The organism is Aestuarium sp. (genome assembly GCF_023253315.1).
GTDB classification, from domain to species: Bacteria; Pseudomonadota; Alphaproteobacteria; order Rhodobacterales; family Rhodobacteraceae; genus Marivivens; species Marivivens donghaensis.
This window is the reverse complement of sequence record NZ_JALRGW010000002.1, coordinates 19,805-42,688: the sequence shown is the minus strand read 5'-3', so window position 1 is coordinate 42,688 and position 22,884 is coordinate 19,805. Positions and strand designations below refer to the sequence as shown.

The window sequence follows — 22,884 nt, the reverse complement described above, 5'->3', positions numbered from 1 at the left end:
TTTGATCTGTGTCAGGAAAGGGCAATTCAGCCCCGCATACGCGCCTGATAATCGTTTGCCTGCCAATTTGCACGTGTCAGCCACAGGTTTTCAGGCTGACGTGCGGCCAATTCGTCACTGATCGCGACCTCGTCAAAGCCCGAACGGCGGGCCATGGCATATTGTTCGCAGATCACGTGACCTTGGGCGCGGAGGCGACCTTTGAACCCGAGGCGGCGCAGTTGTGCCGCAAGGGTGAACCCGCGACCGTCCGCAAAGGACGGGAATTCGACCGCGATGACCGAGGCAGAGAGCGCCTTGGGCAAATCGGCAGGATTGGTGTTCGACGGGATCAGGATCGCGGTTTCACCCGAAGCCTCACCCAATGCAGTGAACGGTGCGTTGTGGTCATCGGCGGCAAAGCCGGTATCGGTGACGATTACAGTCATGTCAGTCTCCTTAGGCGGCTTGGCCGTTGCGCACGACCTTGCCATCTACGATGTGGATGCCACATTCGGTTTTATTCGAGTTGCGCCAGCGACCAGCGCGCGGGTCTTCGCCTTCTTTCACGGGGCTGGTGCAGGGGGCACATCCGATGGACGGATAGCCTTGGGCGACCAGCGGGTGACGCGGCAGACGGTTTTCGGTCATATAATCCTGAAGATCGTTTACATCCCAATGGCAGAGCGGGTTGATCTTGATCCTGTGATCGTCCTCGTTCTCAAAGAACTCGAGCGCAGCGCGCGTGGTGCCCTGATACCGTTTCCGACCCGTGATCCATGCGTCATAGCCCTTGAGCGCGTCTTGCAACGGCTGGGTTTTGCGCAGGTTACAGCAGGCATCGGTGTTGAACTGATGCAGCGTGCCATCAGGGTCTTCAATCCGCTTTGCCTTATCCGCCGCACGAATGATCTGAAGGTTTTTCAGGTTCAACCTTTCGGTCAGTTCCTGCTGATAAGCCAGCGTTTCGGCAAACAGCATTTCGGTATCGATAAACAACACGGGCGTCGTGTTATCGATGACGGACACGAGGTGCAAAAGCACGACGGACTCTGCCCCAAAGGACGACACCATCGCCGTTTTACCGACTTGAGCGTCCTTTAGCGCATGTTCGAGAACCGCAGTTGCACTGTGGTGTTTGTAGCGGGCATTCAGAGCGTCAACCCGTTGTTGGACGGGTTCACTCAGCGGCATGGGCTGCTGCCTCCTCGTAGAGTGCGGCTTTGAACGGCTCTAGGCCGAGGCGCTTATACGCGTCGAGGAACGTCTCAGCAGGCGATTGGCGCAGGGCGAGGTAAGCCATAACGATCCGTTCAATTGCGTTGGTGATCTCCTCAGCCGCAAAGCCGGGGCCCGTTTTGTCGCCGATGACCGCGTCTTGGGTGCCGTCACCGCCAAGTGTGATCTGGTAGTTTTCAACCCCAGCGCGATCAAGGCCAAGAATACCGATGTGACCAACGTGGTGGTGACCACAGGCGTTGATGCAGCCCGAGATTTTTATCTTGAGCGGACCAATGTCATGTTCCAGCTTCAGGTCGTCAAAACGCTGCGCGATTTCCTGTGCGATCGGGATCGAACGTGCGGTCGCAAGGGCGCAATAGTCCATGCCAGGGCAAGCGATGATGTCAGAGATCAGGCCAACGTTCGCGGTTGCCAGATCAGCTACTTTCAACGCGTCATAGATCGCGGGAAGGTCGGCCTTGTGAACATGAGGCAGAACAACGTTTTGTTCATGGCTGATGCGCAGTTCGTCGTGACCATAGGCCTCGGCAAGGTCGGCCATCGCCCGCATCTGGTCAGCGGTCGCATCACCCGGAGTTGCCCCGTGCTTTTTCACCGAAATGGTGACGATTGCATAGTCATCTGCCTTGTGTTCGCTCAGGTTCGTGTCGACCCAAGACCGGAACGCAGGGTCGGTCGCGTAGCGTGCGTCGAATACACCTTTAGATTTAGACGCATACGCAGGCTCACGGAAAAATTGTTCGATTTCTGCAAGAATTTCCTGATCAACACCCGTAAAGCCCGCCCGAATTTGTTCGAAACGTTCATCCGTAAGTTGAGCGAATTCGTCCAAGCCGTTCTCGAACACGGTGATTTTGATCCGTGCTTTATACTTGTTGTCGCGACGACCCAGCAGGTTCCAGACAGACACAACGGCCTCAACATAGGGCAGCAGGTCTTCTTTGGGGAGGAAGTCACGAATAACCTTACCGATCATCGGGGTGCGGCCCAAACCACCGCCGACGATGATCTGATAACCGATCTCGCCTGCAGCATTACGGACGATGCGGATGCCGATATCGTGCGCTTTGGTCACAGCGCGGTCTTGTTCACCGCCAGTGACAGCGATCTTGAACTTACGCGGCAGGAACTGGAACTCTGGGTGGTCGGTGGACCACTGACGCAGCAGTTCAGCCACAGGACGCGGGTCTGCAACTTCATCGGCGGCAGCGCCAGCAAAGTGGTCAGCCGTGACGTTGCGGATCGTATTGCCCGAGGTTTGCAGCGCGTGCATTTCCACATCGGCCAATGCCTCGAGGATATCAGGCACGTCCTGCAGTTTCGGCCAGTTGAATTGGATGTTCTGACGGGTGGTGAAGTGGCCGTAGCCCTTGTCCCACTTTTCCGCAATCATCGCGAGATGGCGCATTTGACGGCTGTTGAGCGTGCCGTAGGGGATCGCAACCCGCAGCATATAGGCGTGCAGCTGCAGATACAGACCGTTCATCAGGCGGAGCGGACGGAATTCGTCTTCGGTCAGTTGACCCTCAATGCGGCGTTCCACCTGATCTCGGAATTGCGCAACGCGAGAGCGGACAAAGGCTTCGTCAAAGTCGTTATACTTATACATTAGTTCAGCTCCACTTGTTTGCCGTGGGCATAGTTGGACGGGCCACGGGTGCGGAATTCTTCGCGGAAATGGGTCGGTTCGGGGCCGTTCGGACCAGCCTTCGCATCAGCGAGGTACGGACCGACGACGATGTTTGCTTGACCGTTGGCAAAGAGGATGCGGATGTCAGCGTGGGCTTCGTCCTCAATAAGCTCGGCATCAAGCATCGACTTCGACCAGCGGTCATCGGCGGTCAGCCAGACAGCATCCCCATCAAGGAGAAGGTTTGCGGTAATCACTTTTGGGGTAAAGCGGCGGCTCATTGTGCGGCCTCCTTTTGCGGTAGAGAGCGGGCGACCTGAACCGCGTGACGCGGCGCAAGTCCATAAAAGGTGAGGGCAGGGCCAGTGAGGCCAGAGGACGACATGGTCGGCTCTAGCTCGGCCAATGTTGTGGCGATCACGCGGCTTTGAGGGCGAGAGACGTTTTCGATGATGGTGACAGGCGTGTCAGCCGATGCTCCGTGCATCAACAGACGGCCCTGAACGAAACGCGCGGCGCGTTTGCCCATGTAGATCGCGGCGACTTCGCCGTCGCGGGCCAGACCACGCCAGTCCTGTTCGGCAAAGCCTTTCATATCGTGACCCGTCAGCAGCCGAACCGATCCATTGCGGCCGCGTTTCGTCAGGCTCTGCCCGATTTGCGCAACAGCGGCAGAGGCAGCGGTGATGCCCGGCACAATGCGGTAGCTGATCCCAGCCGCCTCAATCGCCTCGATTTCTTCGTCCAAACGGCCAAAGACAGTTGGATCACCTGATTTGAGGCGAACAACATGGTGGCCGTCTTTCGCATGCTCAACGATCAGATCGTTAATGTCGTCCTGAGAGGTCGAAACACCGAAACCCTCTTTGCCCACATCGACCATGATCGCCTCACGGCGGGCCAGTTCGAGGATTTCAGGCGCAACCAAACGGTCGTAGATTACAACATCGGCCTCATCCAGCGCCTTGCGAGCCTTCAAAGTCAGTAATTCTGGATCACCTGGACCTGCACCAACGAGGTCAACATGACCGTCGCGGGTCTTTGCCATTACGTGATGATCTAGAGTGGCCTCAAGCGCCGATTGCGCACCAGCTTCACCGTCTGTCTCAACAGCCTTGGGACCCGTGTTGAAATAGTAATCCGCCCAGAAATCGCGACGCTTGCGGCCCATCGGTAGAATGTCCACCGCATGACGGAACGCCTTTCCCACCCGTGCCAAAAGACCAAGGTTGGATGGCAAACGCGCCTCAAGGTCGGCCTTAATCGCGCGCGCCAGAACAGGGGCTGCGCCCTCGGTGCCGATTGCAATCGTTACAGGATCACGGTCAACAATCGCGGGCGTGATAAAGTCTGACCCATGCAGATCGTCCACGATATTAACGATCGCACCCTCGCTGCGGGCAATCCGTGCGACACGGGCGTCTTCGACGGCATCTTCGTTCGCGGCATAAACCAACCGTGCGCAGAGCGTATCGCCGTAATCGAACGCCCGCTGAACCAGCGAGAGGCGACCCTCAGCCGCCATGCGCAGAAGGTCAGGATGCGGGGCATCTGCGAAAACAGTGATCTTGCCCTCAGTCTTGAGCAAGAGACGCAATTTCGCCAGTGCCGCCTCGCCACCGCCCGTCAGGACGATGCGGCGGTGGGTCACCGATAGGAAGATTGGAAAGTGCTGCATGGGACGCTCCGGTTTCTACACGGATATATAGAATAATATCCCCCTTTTTGCCTATTGCGTCCGATGAATAAGGACGTATGTTCGCCATGTGCGTCCAGTGGTGACGTTTGTTCCAATCCAGCGGGGAATACAGAATGGCGTTTCGGTTAGACGATATGGATCGGAAAATCCTCAAGGAGCTTCAGGCCGACGCGGCGCAGTCGCTCGACGATATTGCCCGCAATGTTGGGTCTTCAAAGACGCCTGTTTGGAATCGTATCCGCAAGATGAAAGAGGCCAATATCATTGGTCGTCAGACGGTGTTTCTGGATGCAGAGGCTCTTGGGTTCGAGGCTTGTTTCTTTGTCCTGATCCGCACCAGCGAACACGAGGCCGATTGGCAGCGCAAATTCCTCGCCGCGTTGCAGGCCCGCCCCGAGGTTCAAGAGGCGCACCGCCTTGCGGGGGACATCGACTACATCCTCAAGGTCCGCGTGAAAAACGCCCGCGCTTATGACGAATTCTATCAGGCTCTGATTTCAGAGGTGCGCATCCACAACGTGACAGCGCTGTTGTCGATGGAAGAGATCAAGTCGACGCTTGAGCTGCCGTTGTAACCATCAGCCGATCTAGCCCGTGGAAATGATAGAGATCCGCATAGGTCGCGGGCTCTGTCATCCGTAGGTCGGGGCGGCGGGTGAACAGGGCATCAAGCGCGAGGTGAATTTCCATCCGTGCGAGCGGCGCACCGACGCAGAAATGGATGCCACCGCCAAAGCTGGCATTCACGGGGCCGCTGCGATCAGCTTGGAACGTGTTGGGGTCAGGATAGGCTGCAGGATCGCGGTTCGCGCTCGCCAACAGACAACCCACCTCATCCCCGCGTTTAAAATCATGACCAAAGAGCGTCACGTCCTCATAGACCCAACGCATGAACATATGGAGCGGCGGATCGAAGCGCAGGATTTCTTCAGCGGTTGCAGGTGTCACATCAGGTTTGCCATTTTCAATCAGGGCCTTGATGCCGTTTCCTAACGTATGAACCGTCGCCTCATGCCCCGCGTTCAACAGCACCATCACAGTCGCGATCAATTCGTCCGAGGTCAGCTTTTCCCCCTCGGCCTCTGCTGCGATGAGGTCGGACAGTAGGTCGGATTTCGGGGCCTTCCGCCGAGCCGCGATATAATCAGTCAGGAAGGCACGGAATTCGAGCGTTGCAGCGACAGCGGCCGCTTCAATCGCGGGGGTGCGGCGGGCCTGATACATCGCGACCATATCGTTCGACCACCGCAACAGGTCAGAGGCGCGATCCTCTGGCACGCCGAGCAATCGGCAGATCACGATCACAGGGATGGGTCGCGCAAAGGCGTCGATGATGTCAAACGGCCCGTCAGGGAACTGATCAATCAAATCGTTCGCCAATTCACTGATCATCGGCCCCAACGACGCAATTCCACGCGATGTAAACGCCCGTATAACCAGTGCCCTCAGCTTTGTATGCCGTGGCGGTTCAAGTTCCAGCATCGAATGCGCTTCGATGTCATAGAAGGGGCGCAGATGCTCGGGGACGGCGCGGGCGAATTCGGCGGGCGCCTCGCGGCCAAACCGTCGATCCTTGAGGATTGTCGTCACGGCTTTGTGGGATGTCGCGCACACTTTATCGTAGTCGGACCAATAGACCAAATCGCCAGCAGCACGCATCTGATCGTAAAGCGGGTAAGGGTTTTGGACAAAATCGGGGTCAGTCGGGGATTGGTCGAAACGTTGCATGGCGCAACTTTGACGATCCTCTCTGGTCAAGACAAGCGGGATTTTCTACTCTGCCCCAATGCGTTCGAGCCTCTCTCACCGTCTAATTGCCGTGGCCCTGTTTTCAGGGTTTTTGGGTGTATTGACGGGGGCTGTGTGGTGGTGGGGCTACGGCGCGGCCTTGGATCAATTGGCGCGACGGGGGCGATCGGATCTGGCCTTGGCCGCAGACCGATTGACCAGCGAGTTGCAGAGTTTTCGTGAACTCGCGGCTCTCGTGTCAGATCATCCTGTCGTCGGCGTCGCCTTGGCAGGATGGGACGCGAAATCCACGCTGGCGCAGATTGCCGATAAAACGGGTGCGCTCGATGTGACGGTGTCGAACACGGCTGGCGACGTTCTGGCCAGCGCCCGTGGGATCGCTGCGCCGCAGGTCGACCGATACGGGTTTAAACGCGCGATGAGCGGTGCACTGGGCGTCGATCACTATTTCAGCGAACCCTTCGGGCGGCGTGTGTTCACCTTTACCTCGCCCGTGTTCAGTCCCGAAGGCCCCGTTGTGGGCGCAGTGACCGTCACCGTCGACGTTGAGGCGATCGAGGCCTCGTGGCGTGGCGATCGTCCTGCGGTTCTGTTCACCGATGAGTTGGACGTTGTCTTTGTGTCGAACCGTTCCGAGTTGGTATTCCGTTCGCGATCGAATGACATTACCGCTGTGGCTGACAGCGATGACTACCGCGCCGACGACATCGCGCCGTTTTTTGACTACGACAGCAGGATGCGCGGCCCGCATGATATCTGGTCAATCGACGGTGGGCGTTACCTTCCGAATGAAGCGCTGCATCTGACGCTCAGCATGCCAACCGTTGGTTTGACGGGGGAGGCACTGCTGGACGTGGCCCCTGCACGACAAATCGCAGGGCTTCAGGCTGTGGTGGCGGCGGCGTTGTCTCTTGCGTTTGGCGCGATGCTGTTTCTGGCGACCGAACGGCGGCGGACTTTGGCGCGGGCGAACCAATTGCTTGAGGCGCGGGTGAAACGGCGCACATCAGAGCTAGAGGCGGTCGCCGTGAACCTCCGTCGTGAGGTGGCCGAACGGACCGCTGCCGAGGCGCGGTTGAAAAAGGCGCAGGATGATCTGGTGCAGGCGGGCAAACTGTCGGCCTTGGGGCAAATGTCGGCTGGCATCAGTCATGAACTGAACCAACCGCTCATGGCGATCCGATCCTTCGCTGAAAATGCCGAGGCGTTCCTTGAACGGGGAAACCCTGAACGGGCCGCCGAAAACCTGAACCGTATTTCCGAATTGGTCCGTCGTATGGGTCGCATCATTCGCAATCTACGGGCCTTCTCTCGTCAAGAGAGCGAACCGCTCACCGATGTTGAGGTTGGCGCCGCGATTGAAGCCGCGATGGAGATGGCAGCGACCAAAGCGCGTCAGGAAGGCGCTGTTCTGCACTGGGAGAAAACGGAGGCTCCGATTTGGGTCAGGGCAGGGGAAGTGCGATTGCAACAGGTGGTGCTGAACCTCATTTCCAACGCCATCGACGCGATGGAAGGTCAAGACGATAAGGCCGTACATATCGACGTCATCGCGGGGGATCGTGTGACGGTGTCGGTACGTGACACAGGTCCAGGGATTGCGGAACCTGAGAAAATCTTTGACCCGTTCTATTCGACCAAACAGGTTGGCGCCGCTGAAGGGATGGGCCTTGGCCTTTCGATTTCTTATGGTCTGGTGCAGAGTTTCGGTGGCGCGATCCGTGGTCGCAATCATCCCGATGGCGGTGCCATTTTCACCGTTGAATTAGACGCTACAAAAGGACGGGACGCAGCATGAGCGCGAGACATGTTCTCTTGGTCGATGACGACAAAGAAGTGCGCGAGGCGCTGGGGCAGACGCTCGAACTGGCGGATCTGAAACCGATCCTTGCAGGGTCGTTTATTGAGGCCAAAGACCATATCGCGAAGTCGTTTAATGGTGTCGTCGTCACCGATGTTCGGATGCCCGGTAAGGACGGGTTCCAGCTTTTGGAATTCGCGCAATCGGTCGACCGTGAACTGCCCGTGATCCTTTTGACGGGTGAAGCTGACGTGCCGATGGCGGTGCGTGGCATTTCTGGTGGGGCGTTTAGTTTTCTGGAAAAACCGTGTTCCCCCAAGGATTTGCTCGCCACTGTTGAACGTGCGCTTAAAACCCGAAACCTGATCCTAGAGAACCGTCGTCTGCGCCGCGAGGTTGAGACGGGCGATGCGGCGGCGCGGCTGTTGCGTGGGCAATCGGAACATTCACACAAAATGCGAGAGGCCGCTAGGGCGGTGGCGCGGACCACGGCGGATGTGCTGATCACAGGCGAACCGGGGGTTGGGACGGCCAAGATGGCAGAGGTGGTGCACCTCTTGTCCGTTGGGTCGAATGCGCCGTTCCTGAAATTCTCTGCTGCCTCTATGACGGGGGAGACGCTCGCCGTCGCGCTGAGAGATGCGGCCGATGGGTCGATCTTTTTGGATGAGGTGTTGCGGTTGTCTCCCGCCGCGCAATTTGCGCTGCTTGATGCGATGGAGGGGCATGATCGGCCTCGCATCATTGCGGGAACCTATGCCGACCTCGCCAAAGAGGCAGAGGAGGGACGGTTTTCGCCTGACTTGTTCTACAGGTTGCAGGCGGCAACCATTCGCATTCCGCCCCTGCGGGAGCGCCCCGAAGATATTCCAGTGCTCTTCCGTCACTACGTCGATATCGCCTGCGAACAATCTGACCTTCCCGTACCAGAGATCACGCCTGATGTGATTTCGAAACTCATGGCGCAGGATTGGCCGGGCAATGCGCGGTCGCTGATGAATGCGGCAATGCGTTTTGCGATGGGGTTGTCGGATGGCGAAGGGGCGCATACCGAAGAACTGGGGCTGGCAGAGCAAATGGCGCAGGTCGAAAGGTCGCTGATTATCGCCGCGCTGACCCGTCACAACGGCAATGCGACCGTTGCGGCGAAGCATCTGAAACTGCCGCGCAAAACGTTCTACGACAAACTGGCAAAGCACGCGATTAAAGCGGAGCTTTACCGCGATTGATCACAGACTGATCTCGTTTTGGTGATTCACCCAGTGTTCGGGGGTGTGCGGATTTCCGCACATCTTGCGCTAACGGTGTGTGTGGATTTCCGCCACTTTGCATCTGCAGAATGGGTGTGTGCGAAAGTTGACTGCTGTCAACTTATTGTAAACAATAGGTTAATTTGGACGCATGCGTCCTGCGCAATATAGCCTTGCGTGGTCTGCCTAGCTGACGCTTTTTAATGCCACCCGCCCTCATTGGGCGTTCGAATATCCTTTGGGAGGAACAAATGAAATTCATGAAATACGCGGTATCTGCCGCTGCTTTGGCTGTTGCTGCAAACGCTGCTTACGCTGACCCGATGGGCTGTGACGAAGGCGAGATCGTCGTCAAATTCGCGCACGTGACCAACTCCGACAAGCACCCCAAGGGGATCGCTGCGAGCCTGCTCCAGTCGCGTGTAAACGCTGAGATGGACGGCACCATGTGCGTCGAAGTTTACCCGAACTCGACCCTTTACAACGATGACCAAGTTCTCGAAGCAATGCTCCAGGGTGACGTTCAGCTCGCAGCACCGTCACTGTCGAAGTTCGAAACCTTCACCAAGCAATTCCGCATCTTCGACCTTCCGTTCATGTTCGTGAACATCGAAGCCGTTGACGCGTTCCAGTCGTCTGACACTGGTCAGGCAATGCTCGACTCCATGCAGCGCCGCGGCCTGCAGGGTCTGGGCTTCTGGCACAACGGTCTGAAGCAGTTCTCGGCGAACGTTCCGCTGATCGCCCCAGAGGACGCAGCTGGCCTGAAATTCCGCGTTCAGACCTCTGACGTTCTGGTTGCGCAGATGGAAGCGCTGAACGCATCGCCGCAGCCGATGGCATTCTCCGAAGTTTACGGCGCGCTGCAAACTGGCGTTGTTGACGGTCAAGAGAACACCTGGTCGAACGTTTACGGTCAGAAGTTCTTTGAGGTTCAGGACGGCACCACTGAAACCAACCACGGTGTTCTCGACTACCTCGTTGTGGCTTCGGTTGACTGGCTCGACAGCCTTGATCCGGCAACCCGTGATCAGTTCATGACCATCTTTAACGAAGTGACCACCGAGCGTAACGCTGCTGTTGGCCAAGTCGACGCAGAAGCACGTCAGGCGATCCTCGATGCGGGCGGCGAAATCCGCGTTCTGACACCAGAACAGCGTCAGGCTTGGGTTGATGCGATGCAGCCAGTTTGGGCGAAGTTCCTTGAGGACGTAGGCCAAGAGAACATCGACGCTGCACAGGCATTCAACGCTCAGTTTGGCGGCTAATCTATCTGGGCTGGCTTTGGCTGGCCCAACTCTATCGGCGGGCGCTGCATTGGTGCCCGCCTTTTTTACATCCAATGGTGTAGGGGACTGTCATGGCGACAAAGTATGTGCCCAAGGGGCCCGTATCGCGGGCAATCCACGAATTCGAAGAAACCTTTATCGCGCTCCTCTTGGGGCTGATGACATTGGTGACTTTTGCGAACGTGGTGCTGCGATATGCATTTAACTCTCAGTTGATCTGGGGGCTTGAGCTGGTTTTGATCCTGTTTGCGTGGCTTGTGTTGTTTGGCATCAGCTATGGTTTCAAGGTGACGATGCATTTGGGCGTGGACGCTATTTTGGCGATCGTGAACCCGCGTGTTCGGTTCGTTATGTCGTTGGCGGCGGCTCTGATCACCTTGGCGTATATGCTGCTTTTGCTCAAAGGGGCTTGGGATTACTGGGCACCGTTTGCGGGCTTTGACGCGACGAGTGGGCGTTGGTTCCCTACAGGGTTCGAAAACACCCGCGATCAAGGTTGGTATGAAACCGAACAGATCCCGATCCCGTTCCTGCAAGGCTGGCTGGAGAACACCTTTAACGTAGGCGAACCCTACGAAAAGATGCCCCGCCTTGTTCCGTATTTCATTCTGCCGTTCGGCGCATTCCTGATGGTTGTTCGTGTGATCGAAGCCACCCTGCGTCTGATCAAGGCCGGTGACGGTTCGCTGATCGTCAGCCACGAAGCCGAGGATGCCGTCGAAGAAGTCGCGGCCCTCAACAAGGAGAACTGATCCGATGACCGTCGCACTCCTCTTTTTGATGATCGTCGGGCTGTTGCTCTTGGGCGCGCCGATTGCGGTATCGCTGGGCTTCTCGTCGATCCTGTTCCTGCTGTTCTTCTCTGAGACCTCGCTCGCCTCTGTGGCGCAGTCGATGTATCAAGCGATGGCGGGGCATTATACGCTCTTGGCGATCCCGTTCTTCATCCTCGCATCGTCGTTCATGTCGACGGGTGGCGTGGCAAAGCGCATCATCCGTTTCTCGATTGCCTGTGTGGGTCACATGCAGGGCGGTCTGGCGATTGCGGGCGTGTTCGCCTGTATGATGTTCGCGGCTCTGTCGGGCTCTTCGCCTGCGACCGTGGTTGCGATTGGTTCCATCGTGATCGCAGCGATGCGTCAGGTTGGCTACACCAAGGAATTCGCGGCAGGCGTGATCTGTAACGCGGGCACCTTGGGCATCCTGATCCCGCCGTCGATCGTTATGGTGGTTTACGCCTCTGCGACCGACGTATCGGTTGGTCGTATGTTCCTCGCTGGTGTGATCCCGGGCATCTTGGCTGGCGTCATGCTCATGGTCACCATCTACGTCATGGCGCGTGTGAAAAACATGCCCAAGGGCGAATGGCAGGGCTGGGGCGAGATCGGCGCGTCGTTCAAAGATGCGCTCTGGGGCTTGTTGCTGATCGTGATCATTATGGGCGGTATCTATGGCCACCCGTGGATCCGCTTTGAAGATGGTGCGAGCCTGTTCTACTGGAAAGGTGGCGCGTTCACCCCGACCGAGGCTGCTGCAGTTGCTGCGATCTATTCGTTCATCGTTGCGACCTTTATCTACCGCGACATGGGCCCTCTGGCGGACGAAAACGGTGCGATCCCGCTGTGGAAAAAACCGCAGGCTTTGGTCATGGCGTTCTTTCACAAGGACACCCGTCGCACCTTGCTCGACTCCGGTAAGCTGACCATCACATTGATGTTCATCATCGCGAACGCACTGATCCTGAAACACGTTCTGACCGACGAACAAATCCCGCAGCATATCGCAGGGATGATGCTCGACGCTGGCTTTGGCCCGATCATGTTCCTGATCATGGTAAACGTGATCTTGCTGATCGGTGGTCAGTTCATGGAGCCGTCGGGTCTGATCGTGATCGTGGCGCCGCTGGTGTTCCCGATTGCGATGGAACTGGGCATCGACCCGATCCACCTCGGTATCATAATGGTCGTGAACATGGAGATCGGCATGATCACCCCGCCCGTTGGTCTGAACCTCTTTGTGACCTCGGGCGTGGCAGGGATGCCGATGATGAAAGTGGTCAAGGCCGCACTGCCGTTCCTTGCTGTGCTCTTTGTCTTCTTGATCCTGATCACCTACGTCCCGTGGATTTCGACGGTCTTGCCGACCAGTCTGATGGGACCAGAGATTGTGGTCCGCTAAAACGACAAACGGCGCCTCTCGGGGCGCCGTTTTTCATTGGATGGGGTAGGGTATGTTAAACGGCAGCTTCGAGCGCGTCGATGATCCCGCCAAAGTCTGCGGCCTTGAGGCTCGCGCCACCGACCAAGGCACCGTCCACATCCTGAACCGCGAAAATCTCTGCCGCGTTTGAAGGTTTTACAGAGCCACCGTAGAGCACGCGGAACGCATTGCCCGCATCGCCAAACCGTTTCACCAGTTCCGCACGGATAAAGCCGTGCACTTCGGCGATTTGGTCGAGGGTCGGAACCTTGCCCGTGCCAATCGCCCAAACGGGTTCGTAGGCGATCACGGTATTCGCGCCTGTCGCAGCATCGGGGGTCGATCCAGAGAGTTGCGTGCCGACGACATCAAGCGTCTTACCGCCTTCGCGTTCGTCGAGCGTTTCACCGATGCAGATCACAGCGATCAGGCCAGCGGCAATCGCGGCTTCTGATTTTGTCAGAACGATGGCGTCTGTTTCACCGTGGTCGGTGCGGCGCTCAGAGTGGCCGAGGATCACATGGGACGCGCCTGCATCAATCAGCATCTCGGCAGAGATATCGCCTGTATGTGCGCCGTTCGATTTCGCGTGGCAGTCCTGACCACCAACCGCAATCGCGCTGCCCTTCGCCGTGTCAGCCATACGCGCAACAAGCGTAGCCGGCGGGCAGAGGAGGAGGTCCACTTTGGGCGCAGGGTAGGCCGCAGCGAGGGCGGTGACCTCTGCCAGGCTGCCTCCGGTTCCGTTCATTTTCCAGTTTCCGGCGGCGAGTTTGCGGCGCATGGGGGTCTCCTCAAATATGGTTGAACTAGGGTTAGCAAATGCCGCGAGAATGGAAAAGCCCTTGCGTTCGCTGGCCATATCTTAAAAAACGCGCCCCAACGTAAACCGGAGAGTGCCATGATCCCGCGTATTGACGCCGCAGCCTTGATTGATCCCGCGCACGAGGGCCATGCAAAGGCCATCGCGGATGTGCGAGTAGGGGCGTCGGATGTCGGGTTCCTGACCATCTACAACACGCCGATTTCAGGTGATCGCGTGCGCGAGGTCATCGAAGGCTACCGCCAGTTTTTCCATCTGCCAGCCGCGGCCAAAGAAGCGGTGGATATGGCCAAAACGGGATCGAACCGTGGATGGGGGGCGGCGGGATCTGAACAGGTCGATCCTGATGCGAACCCTGACTATAAACAGGTTTTTGATTGTGGTTTGGAATTGCCTGCTGGTGATCCTCTGTCCAAGGTGTCGGCCTATGCGCCGAACCAGTGGCCCGAAACGCCCGCTGGTTTTGCCGATCTTCTGCGCGACTATTACCGCGATGCGACGGGTTTTGCCCTTGATTTACTGAAGTCGGTTGCGGGTGCGATTGGCGAAGATCGGGAATATTTCACCGATAAATTCTCCACTCCAATGGCGCTGTTGCGCGGGAATTTCTACCCAGAGCGGCCCGAGTGGGCGACCGAAAAGGATTTTGGCATCGGCACACATACGGATTATGGCTGCCTGACGCTTCTTGCCACGGACGGGTCGGATGGGTTGGAGGTGCGTCAGCGCGGTGGTGGTTGGATCGCGGTCAGCGCGGAACCCGGTGATTTCATCATCAACTTTGGTGAGATGCTGGAAATGTGGACCGATGGTCGTGTTGTTGCGACCCCGCACCGTGTGGTGGGTCAGGATCATGAACGAATTTCGGTGCCGCTGTTCTTTAACCCGAACCACGACACCAATGTTGCGCCGATTGGGTCAGGCAAAGTGATCCGTGCCGTTGATCATTTGCAGAAACGGTTCGATGAAACTTACCTGCACCTAAAGCGCGCGTAGGGCGCGGCGACCCCAGTCAGAGGCAAGATCTGGATCGTCCAGCGCGTCATCGGGCAGGGTCCAGTAATTCATTTCGCGGCCATCTTCGGTGCGGAACTTTTCTGAACCTTCGGCGGCAAGAGCCTCGGCAAAGTCGCCAGAGGCCTTGAGGTAATAGCGACCTTCGGCATTGATGATCGCGAAAATCTGGCCGTCCGCATAGATCGACAGCCCACCCATCATTTTCCGATGCGTGATTTTTCCGACGCCCGCGTAGAGTTCGTGAGCGAATGCGATATCTTCGTCAGAAATGCTCATTCCGATTGCGTGAGGTTTTCGTCGAATTTGATCGACTCGCCGCAGCCGCAGGCATCCACAACGTTCGGGTTTTTGAATTTGAACCCAGATTCGAGGAGCGAGACCTCGTAGTCGATCTCTGTCCCAAAGAGGAACATCTGCGCCATCGGTGCGATCATGACACGGGCGCCGCCCTGTTCGACGACCTCGTCGAGCGGGTTCACCTCGTCCACGTAGTCCATGGTGTATTCCATGCCCGCGCAGCCGCCCTTTTTAACGCCAATGCGCAGCCCTTGATGCCCATCCTTGGCCATCAGTTTCGCGATTTGCGCCGCAGCGCGGTCGGTAATGGTTACGGCCTGTTTGCCAGGAATGCCGAACATCGGTCTCTCCTTGCCCCTTGCAGCGGGGCGGTCAGCTTACATAAAGCCCAGTTCGAGACGGGCCTCGTCGCTCATCATGTCCATGCCCCACTGGGGTTCCCATGTCAGTTCCACGTCGACGGACTTAACGCCAGCCACGGGGCTGATCGCGTCGTAGAGCCAACCGGGCATCTCGCCTGCCACAGGGCAGCCGGGGGCGGTGAGGGTCATGATGATCTTAACATCATTTTCGTCATTAATCTTGATCGTATAGACCAGACCAAGATCAAAGATATTCACTGGAATTTCGGGGTCAAACACGGTGCGGCACGCCTCTACCACGCCGTCATAGAGCGGGTGGTCGGTTGTCGATGGTTCGATCAGCGGTGTGCCTTCGAGTTTGGCTTGAGAGTCAGTCATGTCACGGCCCTGTAAATTCCTGACCATTCATATAGGTTTTAATCCCGTCAGGGTAAAGACCAGCAATGCGCCGTTATTGTTTCTGTGGTAGCAATAAATTTCGCGCCAGAGTAGCATTGTGAAATAGATCGCTACAACTTTTTGAGATTCTCCCTATTTCCGCCACAACTTATTGGTAAATATTAACCACTGGTGAGGGTAGAGATATGTTTGCATTGTCTTTCGACGGGTTTGTGTCGCGACATGGAATTGCTGGGGCTCTTCGTCAGCTCCAGATGGAACGCTTTGGTGATTTTGACGATATCGCTCGTTTTGCAGGGATGTCTTCGCATCGTGCGGCGGCGAGCGTGTATTTATGTTGGGAAAACGAAGTCGTCGTTATCGGTGGCTACAACCTCAAACGCATCCAGGTTCGTCGCACCGTTCCCGACTACGATTTCAAAGATGGTTTCGCGGAATACGAAGATGCGATTTGTCAGTTGAAATTGGGTAACAACTTCAGTGCATTGGCGCCTGATGTTCGCGCGTTGGCGTTGTGTGAGATGACGTATCAGGGCCAATCGATTGGGGGCATAGCGGTGCATTCGCCGCGTGTCCTTGACCCGTTGACGGAAAATCAGCGGACTGTTTTGAAGGACCTTGCGCAGACCGCACAAGAACTGGTCATCCGTCGGGCACGGTTGAAATTCATCGCCTATCAATTGCATTCCGAACCTGTCTCATACGGAGCGTGACATGCCGAGAACCCGTATCATTACAGCAGAGAGCACTCGGGCGAAATTGGCGGAATTGGGGATCCAACGGACCGAGAGCTATGATCGTGCCGCTAGGATTGCGACCCTTTCGGTCGATGGCGATCACGGCGCGATTTGGCTGTATCTGCCCGATAACGAGGACATGATGATCGGTGGGCATAAGGTTCCGAGCAATGTTGTGATGCTCGATCAAACCCGCCTGACCAATGCAGAGAAGATTTTCCTTTTAGACTTGGACCCAAATGCTCATCCAGATCATCCAATGATCAATGGCGTTGCGGGAAACTGTCGGTCTGTCATGGCCATCCCATTGGTCGATATGGCGGTGGTGGTTGGTCAAATCACCATCGGGTTTGAGCGGCCAGCCGAAGAGGTCGCCGACGAGGCCGCAGAGATTGCGTCACTCTGGGCCGAGATCGTAATGTCCAGTTTGGTGGAACATTCGAATATCAAGGCAATGCTGAACGATCTAACCGCGGCCTACAGCGCCTGATCATCTTTTCATCTGGCTCGGAACGGCGTATCAGCACACGGTCCGACCGGAGAGAGATATGACCCGTTTTTCATTCGACCTGAACGCAACTGATGGCAAGGCCCGCACAGGTGTGATCCACACGCCGCGCGGCGATATTCGCACACCTGCTTTTATGCCCGTTGGGACGGCGGCCACGGTAAAGGCGATGATGCCCGAAAGCGTCGCGGCGACGGGTGCGGATATCCTTCTGGGCAATACCTATCATTTGATGCTGCGACCGACGGCGGAGCGGATTGATCGTTTGGGCGGGCTGCACAAGTTTATGAACTGGGACAAGCCGATCCTGACCGATAGCGGCGGGTTTCAGGTGATGTCTCTCGCGGATCTTCGGAAGCTGACCGAAGAGGGTGTAACCTTCCGCAGCCACGTTGACGGGTCGAAACATTTCCTGACGCCAGAGCGGTCGATGGAAATCCAAAAACTCCTCGGCTCTGACATTGTGATGTGTTTTGACGAATGTCCTGCGCTGCCTGCCGATGATCAGCGTGTCGCTGAATCGATGCGACTGTCGATGCGGTGGGCCCAGCGGAGCCGCGATGCTTTTGGCGACCGTCCGGGGCATGCTCTGTTTGGGATTATGCAGGGCGGGGTGACGCCGCATCTGCGCGAGGAATCTGCCAAGGCTTTGGTCGATATCGGCTTTGATGGTTATGCCGTGGGCGGACTTGCCGTGGGTGAGGGGCAGGAGGCCATGTTCGGCGTTCTGGACTATGCGCCTGATTACCTGCCGACCGATAAGCCGCGTTACCTCATGGGCGTTGGTAAGCCTGACGACATTGTGGGCGCGGTTAAACGTGGGATCGATATGATGGACTGCGTTCTGCCGTCTCGGTCGGGGCGCACGGGGCAGGCTTGGACCCGTCGCGGACAGGTGAATATCAAAAACGCCCGCCATCAGGACGATCCGCGTCCGCTCGATGAACATTGCACGTGCCCTGCGTGCCGAAACTACAGCCGCGCCTATTTGCACCATGTGTTCCGCGCCGGAGAGATGATTTCGGGGATGCTGCTGACGTGGCACAACCTGCATTACTACCAAGAGATCATGCAGGGCATGCGCGACGCGATTGCCGAGGGTCGCTTTGCCGCCTGGGAAGCCGCGTTCCATGCGCAGCGTGCTGAGGGCGATATTGAACCCGTTTAGGGCTTATCGCACCACAGCTTGCATTTCGCCGAGGATCTTGCGCGCATTTGCGCGTCCTTGAAGGACAGAGATCGTTAGGTCGCGCAGAGAGAATAGGGTGTCGACCATTTCGGGCGATGGCTCTCCGACGCGAGTTTCAAAGGCCATCGCGACATAGCCTACCTTTTGTTTTTTATAGGTGATGTCGAGGTAATATCCGCTGCGCATGCTGGCCAATTCGCCGTTGATCAGCGGGTAATTAATCACGGCTGCCTTTTCGTCCGAGATCGGTTCGTAAAGGACCTTACCCGCTAAGTCGCGATGCAAAAAAGGCGGCTCTGGTAGCGGTGAGGGTGTGTTATGTGATCCGAGGAGCATTTGGTTGCCTTTGAGGACAAGCCAGAACGCTGACATATTTGCGCCCGTCGCATAGGCAAACATAGAAGCAATGTTATTATAGTGCTCGCCTGGACTGATCCCGACTTTAATCAGCTCGTCTTCGCTATCGGCATTGCTGAGCAGTTCTAGGATGTCCATGATCGTCCGTTCTAAAAGTTCGAAAGACTAAAGGCGTTCATGAGCGTAGTCTTTAATCTGGCTTTGGTTTCGACCACGCAGGCAGCAAGCTGGGCGGCTTGAACAAGGAAGTCCTTCTGCGACTCTGTGAGGGCGGCGCAGTCCTGATAATCGTGGACGCTGATACCGCCAACCGTCTCACCAGCGACGTTGATGGTCGCCATAGTGAACGATTTCATCTGGGCTATCGTTTGCGGATCCGAATTGGTGCTTTCCAGAACGAAATCAGACAGTTCTACAATCGGCTGTTGCAGGATCGGTCCGTAAAGAGTCCGCTTCATTCGCATACAGACGGGGTTGTAGCTACCGATCGTGTACACTTCGTCTGCGGAGTAGAGAACAATGTTAACATGCGGGCGTTTTGTGACTTTAGCACAGCTCCGCGCCAATTGGTCGAGGACGGGCGAATTGGTTAACTCAACTTTCTCCAACACATCCTGGGGCGTCGCTACAGCGAGCATATCGTCAAGGGTAATAGAGGTCATGGAGAATTCGGAAGCCTCTTTACCTATCGTTTAATCTGGCGCGCATTTCATACGATCAAGGTTAGATAGTTTAGTGCACTAACGTATAGTCGTCTGGGTTAATTAGTGTAGTTTAAATAATTGATTTTTGGGAAAAATTTTAGGTCGGTTGTGTAGGGCTTTGCAACGCTCGGCCTTAAATCCATATTTACTATGCGTATCTTGTGGCGGTCAGTTTCGGTTTTGGCTGCAGTTTCATCGCACGTTTTCCCTTGAGCGCGGCGGACACGCCGTCGATGCCCATCCCGATTTGATTGTCGAACCATCGGGCGAGGGCGATCCTTGGGGGGAGGGCGTCTTGTTCGATCTGTGTCTCGACGAGACAGAGGGCGTCGTCGATTTCTGCTATAGTGATTGTCACGGTCATGTCGTCGCGGCCGAGGGGTTCTTCGCGTTCGAGGAAATAGCGGCAATAGTTCCCTGTGGTCTTCGCAACAAAGGTCAGCGTCATTTCTTCGGCCAGCCCTGTTTCGTCGCGGAATCGTAGGTAGACTGTGTCAGGGTCTTCGGGATCGCGGTTGTAGTCGATTAGGTCTGGGTTCCAGAAATCGGACGGGTGGCCTTCGGCGGGGACAAGGCTGATCCAAACGTCTTCGGCTTGGCCACCGAGTTCGCCTTTGTGATGCGCAAAAACCGAGAGGTTGAGGCCGAGGGCGTCTGACCAATGGCCATACAAAATGCTGTGAGAGAGAAACGCGAGGCCGACGATGGCAGGGGGGAGGGCGTCCGCAGGGATCGGGATCAGTGCGGCGACAAACAAACCCGCCGCGCCGCTTTCGCAGGCTTTGCGATATTTGGGCATGGCAAAGACCATGTAAAGGGCGGCAATGGCGGCAGCGAGGCCAGCCAAGAGCGCAGCCATAGTTGGGCCAGATATCAAAATTGCGCCAAAAAGCGTGAAGACAGCCGTGAATGCCACGCGACGATAATGATGGCCCAGGAACTCTTTCATATGATTAGCCTATCCCGTTCGGGGGTAATGAAATCAGAAGTAATCCCCTATGGGTTGCCGATGAATGTGTCCTGCAAAGGGCGAAAGGGCGGTATTTTACGGAACTGGCCCTTGCCCCCGTTCGCGGCAAAAGGCACATTGGAATAAACGGGGATGCTTGAAACTGGGGTCGCTTCGGCCCATCTGTATCCTCTAGTGGAAACGATTGCGGTTGCCGAAATGCGGGGCCTGATCGTTTTGCCAAAAAAAGGACAAGAGCATGGAAGAAACCTTCAGCACCTCCTATCCCGTCCTACCGCTGCGCGATATCGTTGTGTTCCCTCACATGATCGTGCCGCTGTTCGTCGGGCGTGAGAAATCGGTGCGGGCACTCGAAGAAGTGATGCAGGACGACAAGCAGATTTTGCTGTCGAGCCAAATTGACCCTTCGCAGGATGATCCAACCACAAAGGACATTTACCAGACGGGTGTTCTGGCGAATGTGCTGCAATTGCTGAAACTGCCCGATGGCACCGTAAAGGTACTCGTGGAGGGTAAGAAACGCGTTCGGATCACAGAGTTTGTCGAGAACGACAGCTTCTTTGAAGCGATGGCCGACGAACTGATCGAAATTCCGGGTGCCGAGGACGAATTGGCGGCCCTCGTGCGGTCGGTTGGCGAAGAATTCGAACGTTACGCGAAGATCAAAAAGAACATCCCCGAAGAGGCGCTGGCCGCAGTCAGCGACACGACTGAGCCTGCGAAATTGGCGGACCTCGTGGCGGGGCACTTGGGCGTTGATGTTCAGCAGAAACAATCACTGCTAGAAACGTTGCCGATCAGCGAACGTCTGGAAAAGGTCTATGGCCTGATGCAGGGCGAAATGTCTGTGCTGCAGGTCGAGAAAAAGATCAAAACCCGCGTGAAGTCCCAAATGGAGCGGACACAGCGCGAATATTATCTGAACGAACAGATGAAGGCGATCCAGCGCGAGTTGGGCGATGGCGAGGACGGCGCGAACGAAATCGCCGAACTCGAAGAAAAAATCGCTGCGACGAAGCTGTCGAAAGAGGCCAAAGAAAAGGCTGACGCTGAGGTTAAGAAGCTCAAGAACATGTCGCCGATGTCCGCAGAGGCTACGGTGGTGCGTAACTACCTCGACTGGATGCTGAATATTCCGTGGGGCACGAAATCCCGCGTGAAAAAGGACTTGGGTCGCGCCGAGGAAATCCTCGACGCCGAACACTATGGTCTGGAAAAGGTCAAAGAGCGGATCGTCGAATACCTCGCCGTGCAATCGCGCAGTGCGAAACTGAAGGGGCCGATCATGTGCCTCGTCGGTCCTCCGGGCGTTGGTAAAACCTCGTTGGGTAAATCGATTGCAAAGGCCACAGGGCGCGAGTTCATCCGCATCAGCCTTGGCGGTGTGCGCGATGAATCTGAAATCCGCGGCCACCGTCGGACCTATATCGGCTCTATGCCCGGTAAGATCATTCAGGCGCTGAAAAAGGCCAAGACCACGAACCCGCTGATCCTTCTCGATGAGATTGATAAGATGGGGCAGGATTTCCGTGGCGACCCTGCATCGGCCATGCTTGAGGTGCTCGATCCAGAACAGAACTCGACCTTTGTGGACCACTACCTTGAGGTGGAATACGACCTGTCGAACGTGATGTTCCTGACGACGTCGAACAGCTACAACATGCCTGGTCCACTTCTCGACCGGATGGAGATCATCCCGCTCTCTGGCTACACCGAAGATGAAAAACGCGAGATCGCGAAGCAGCATCTTTTGGCTAAGCAGATCAAGAACCACGGCCTCCACGCCAAAGAGTTCGAGATCACGGACGATGCGCTGACCGCGATTATCCAGACCTACACCCGCGAGGCTGGTGTGCGTAACCTCGAGCGTGAAATCGCAAAGGTTGCCCGCAAGGCCGTGACCAAGATCGTGAAGAAGGAAACTGATCGCGTTAAAGTGACGGCTGAGAACCTCGATGACTTCCTCGGCGTGCCGCGTCACCGCTTTGGCCTCGCTGAGAAAGAGGATCAGGTCGGTGTTGTGACAGGTTTGGCCTATACTTCGGTCGGTGGTGAGTTGTTGCAGATCGAAGCCCTTCGTTTGCCGGGCAAAGGTCGGATGAAAACCACGGGTAAGCTCGGCGATGTGATGAAGGAATCGATCGAGGCGGCATCGTCTTATGTTCGGTCGATCTCACCACAGCTCGGTGTGAAACCGCCGCGTTTCGATAAGCTGGACATCCACGTCCACGTGCCCGATGGCGCAACGCCCAAGGATGGTCCGTCGGCTGGTCTGGCGATGGTCACTGCGATTGTGTCGGTTCTGACCCAGATCCCTGTCCGCAAGGACATCGCGATGACGGGTGAGGTGACACTGCGTGGCAATGCGACTGCGATTGGTGGGTTGAAAGAGAAACTCTTGGCGGCGCTACGCGGCGGTATCAAAACCGTGCTGATCCCTGAAGAGAACGTCAAAGACCTGCCAGAGATCCCAGACAACGTGAAATCTGGGCTGGAGATCATTCCAGTCACCCACGTGTCTGAAGTTCTAAAACATGCTTTGATCGCAGAGCCTGTGCCCGTCGAATGGGATGAGGAGGCGGAAGAAGAAGCCGCCGCCGCCCGCGCCCTCGCCAAAGGCGAAGATGGGGCAGGGGCCATCGCACATTAATGGAAAGGGGCGCCGCGAGGCGCCCTTTTTTAT

At 56.6% G+C, this 22,884-nt stretch carries 24 protein-coding genes; 11 read left to right on the top strand and 13 right to left on the bottom strand.

What is annotated here, in order from left to right:
• Positions 1-26: 26 nt before the first annotated feature.
• From AC1QQ2_RS01830 to cysG, 5 genes are read right to left on the bottom strand one after another with little or no spacing between them, the layout of a single operon-like run.
• A complete protein-coding gene (locus tag AC1QQ2_RS01830; RefSeq protein ID WP_479711861.1) occupies positions 27-428 on the bottom strand; it encodes a DUF934 domain-containing protein in 402 nt (133 codons plus the stop codon).
• A gap of 10 nt (positions 429-438) precedes the next feature.
• Positions 439-1,173: a phosphoadenylyl-sulfate reductase gene (locus AC1QQ2_RS01825; protein WP_249946277.1), complete on the bottom strand. Its 735-nt coding sequence runs from the start codon at positions 1,171-1,173 to the stop codon at positions 439-441.
• Positions 1,160-2,830 carry a nitrite/sulfite reductase gene (locus AC1QQ2_RS01820; RefSeq protein WP_479711860.1) on the bottom strand — a complete coding sequence of 557 codons (1,671 nt, stop codon included), beginning with the start codon at positions 2,828-2,830 and terminating at the stop codon, positions 1,160-1,162. The genes AC1QQ2_RS01825 and AC1QQ2_RS01820 overlap by 14 nt, the downstream gene beginning before the upstream one ends.
• Positions 2,830-3,132, bottom strand: coding sequence for a DUF2849 domain-containing protein (locus tag AC1QQ2_RS01815; protein ID WP_105235250.1), 303 nt, complete (start codon positions 3,130-3,132; stop codon positions 2,830-2,832). The genes AC1QQ2_RS01820 and AC1QQ2_RS01815 overlap by 1 nt, the downstream gene beginning before the upstream one ends.
• On the bottom strand, positions 3,129-4,529 hold the full coding sequence (gene cysG / locus AC1QQ2_RS01810; RefSeq protein WP_479711859.1) for a siroheme synthase CysG: 1,401 nt from the start codon (positions 4,527-4,529) through the stop codon (positions 3,129-3,131). The genes AC1QQ2_RS01815 and cysG overlap by 4 nt, the downstream gene beginning before the upstream one ends.
• A 134-nt stretch (positions 4,530-4,663) precedes the next feature.
• Between cysG and AC1QQ2_RS01805 the strand changes: the two genes are divergently transcribed.
• Positions 4,664-5,125, top strand: coding sequence for an Lrp/AsnC family transcriptional regulator (locus tag AC1QQ2_RS01805; RefSeq protein WP_105235248.1), 462 nt, complete (start codon positions 4,664-4,666; stop codon positions 5,123-5,125).
• Here the strand turns inward: AC1QQ2_RS01805 and AC1QQ2_RS01800 are convergent.
• Positions 5,097-6,278, bottom strand: a complete 1,182-nt coding sequence (locus AC1QQ2_RS01800; RefSeq protein ID WP_479711858.1) for a cytochrome P450 — start codon at positions 6,276-6,278, stop codon at positions 5,097-5,099. The genes AC1QQ2_RS01805 and AC1QQ2_RS01800 overlap by 29 nt on opposite strands.
• A gap of 58 nt (positions 6,279-6,336) precedes the next feature.
• Here AC1QQ2_RS01800 and AC1QQ2_RS01795 point away from each other — a divergent pair, with 58 nt between their 5' ends.
• The 5 genes from AC1QQ2_RS01795 to AC1QQ2_RS01775 all read left to right on the top strand — a co-directional run bounded on the left by AC1QQ2_RS01795 (position 6,337) and on the right by AC1QQ2_RS01775 (position 12,817).
• On the top strand, positions 6,337-8,097 hold the full coding sequence (locus tag AC1QQ2_RS01795; protein ID WP_479711857.1) for a sensor histidine kinase: 1,761 nt from the start codon (positions 6,337-6,339) through the stop codon (positions 8,095-8,097).
• Entirely contained in the window at positions 8,094-9,329 is a 1,236-nt protein-coding gene (locus tag AC1QQ2_RS01790; protein WP_479711856.1) for a sigma-54-dependent transcriptional regulator, read from the top strand. Before AC1QQ2_RS01795 ends, AC1QQ2_RS01790 begins: the two co-directional genes overlap by 4 nt.
• Positions 9,330-9,601: 272 nt before the next feature.
• On the top strand, positions 9,602-10,618 hold the full coding sequence (locus AC1QQ2_RS01785; RefSeq protein WP_479711855.1) for a DctP family TRAP transporter solute-binding subunit: 1,017 nt from the start codon (positions 9,602-9,604) through the stop codon (positions 10,616-10,618).
• A 92-nt stretch (positions 10,619-10,710) separates the two neighbouring features.
• Positions 10,711-11,391 (top strand): TRAP transporter small permease, encoded by a 681-nt coding sequence (locus tag AC1QQ2_RS01780; protein ID WP_249946270.1) that lies wholly within the window; start codon positions 10,711-10,713, stop codon positions 11,389-11,391.
• Between the two features lie 4 nt (positions 11,392-11,395).
• Positions 11,396-12,817, top strand: coding sequence for a TRAP transporter large permease (locus AC1QQ2_RS01775; protein ID WP_479711854.1), 1,422 nt, complete (start codon positions 11,396-11,398; stop codon positions 12,815-12,817).
• A gap of 55 nt (positions 12,818-12,872) precedes the next feature.
• Here AC1QQ2_RS01775 and tpiA read toward each other — a convergent pair whose 3' ends face one another.
• The gene (gene tpiA / locus AC1QQ2_RS01770; RefSeq protein ID WP_479711853.1) at positions 12,873-13,622 is read right to left on the bottom strand and encodes a triose-phosphate isomerase; all 750 of its coding nucleotides are present in this window, start codon (positions 13,620-13,622) and stop codon (positions 12,873-12,875) included.
• A gap of 117 nt (positions 13,623-13,739) precedes the next feature.
• Here tpiA and AC1QQ2_RS01765 point away from each other — a divergent pair, with 117 nt between their 5' ends.
• The gene (locus AC1QQ2_RS01765) at positions 13,740-14,657 is read left to right on the top strand and encodes an isopenicillin N synthase family dioxygenase (RefSeq protein ID WP_479711852.1); all 918 of its coding nucleotides are present in this window, start codon (positions 13,740-13,742) and stop codon (positions 14,655-14,657) included.
• Here AC1QQ2_RS01765 and AC1QQ2_RS01760 read toward each other — a convergent pair.
• Genes AC1QQ2_RS01760 through AC1QQ2_RS01750 form a run of 3 tightly spaced genes read right to left on the bottom strand, consistent with a single transcriptional unit; the run spans position 14,643 to position 15,715 of the window.
• Positions 14,643-14,954 (bottom strand): TfoX/Sxy family protein, encoded by a 312-nt coding sequence (locus AC1QQ2_RS01760; protein ID WP_105235239.1) that lies wholly within the window; start codon positions 14,952-14,954, stop codon positions 14,643-14,645. The genes AC1QQ2_RS01765 and AC1QQ2_RS01760 overlap by 15 nt on opposite strands.
• Entirely contained in the window at positions 14,951-15,316 is a 366-nt protein-coding gene (locus tag AC1QQ2_RS01755; RefSeq protein WP_105235238.1) for a HesB/IscA family protein, read from the bottom strand. The genes AC1QQ2_RS01760 and AC1QQ2_RS01755 overlap by 4 nt, the downstream gene beginning before the upstream one ends.
• Before the next feature lie 36 nt (positions 15,317-15,352).
• Entirely contained in the window at positions 15,353-15,715 is a 363-nt protein-coding gene (locus AC1QQ2_RS01750; RefSeq protein WP_067548726.1) for an SUF system Fe-S cluster assembly protein, read from the bottom strand.
• 206 nt (positions 15,716-15,921) lie between these two features.
• On the opposite strand from AC1QQ2_RS01750, the gene AC1QQ2_RS01745 reads away from it, so the two are divergent.
• The 3 genes from AC1QQ2_RS01745 to tgt are packed head-to-tail and all read left to right on the top strand — an operon-like array spanning position 15,922 to position 18,149.
• Positions 15,922-16,449: a hypothetical protein gene (locus AC1QQ2_RS01745; RefSeq protein WP_479711851.1), complete on the top strand. Its 528-nt coding sequence runs from the start codon at positions 15,922-15,924 to the stop codon at positions 16,447-16,449.
• Between the two features lies 1 nt (position 16,450).
• Positions 16,451-16,963, top strand: a complete 513-nt coding sequence (locus AC1QQ2_RS01740) for a hypothetical protein (protein WP_105235236.1) — start codon at positions 16,451-16,453, stop codon at positions 16,961-16,963.
• 58 nt (positions 16,964-17,021) lie between these two features.
• Complete coding sequence (gene tgt, locus AC1QQ2_RS01735) at positions 17,022-18,149, top strand: tRNA guanosine(34) transglycosylase Tgt (RefSeq protein ID WP_074038977.1); 1,128 nt, start codon at positions 17,022-17,024, stop codon at positions 18,147-18,149.
• Between the two features lie 3 nt (positions 18,150-18,152).
• Here the strand turns inward: tgt and AC1QQ2_RS01730 are convergent, their stop codons facing one another.
• The 3 genes from AC1QQ2_RS01730 to AC1QQ2_RS01720 all read right to left on the bottom strand — a co-directional run bounded on the left by AC1QQ2_RS01730 (position 18,153) and on the right by AC1QQ2_RS01720 (position 20,090).
• Positions 18,153-18,665 (bottom strand): hypothetical protein, encoded by a 513-nt coding sequence (locus AC1QQ2_RS01730; RefSeq protein WP_479711850.1) that lies wholly within the window; start codon positions 18,663-18,665, stop codon positions 18,153-18,155.
• Positions 18,666-18,676: 11 nt separating this feature from the next.
• A complete protein-coding gene (locus AC1QQ2_RS01725; protein ID WP_479711849.1) occupies positions 18,677-19,189 on the bottom strand; it encodes a hypothetical protein in 513 nt (170 codons plus the stop codon).
• A gap of 190 nt (positions 19,190-19,379) precedes the next feature.
• The gene (locus AC1QQ2_RS01720) at positions 19,380-20,090 is read right to left on the bottom strand and encodes a hypothetical protein (protein ID WP_479711848.1); all 711 of its coding nucleotides are present in this window, start codon (positions 20,088-20,090) and stop codon (positions 19,380-19,382) included.
• Between the two features lie 349 nt (positions 20,091-20,439).
• Here AC1QQ2_RS01720 and lon point away from each other — a divergent pair, with 349 nt between their 5' ends.
• Entirely contained in the window at positions 20,440-22,851 is a 2,412-nt protein-coding gene (gene lon / locus AC1QQ2_RS01715; protein WP_479711847.1) for an endopeptidase La, read from the top strand.
• Positions 22,852-22,884: the final 33 nt, after the last annotated feature.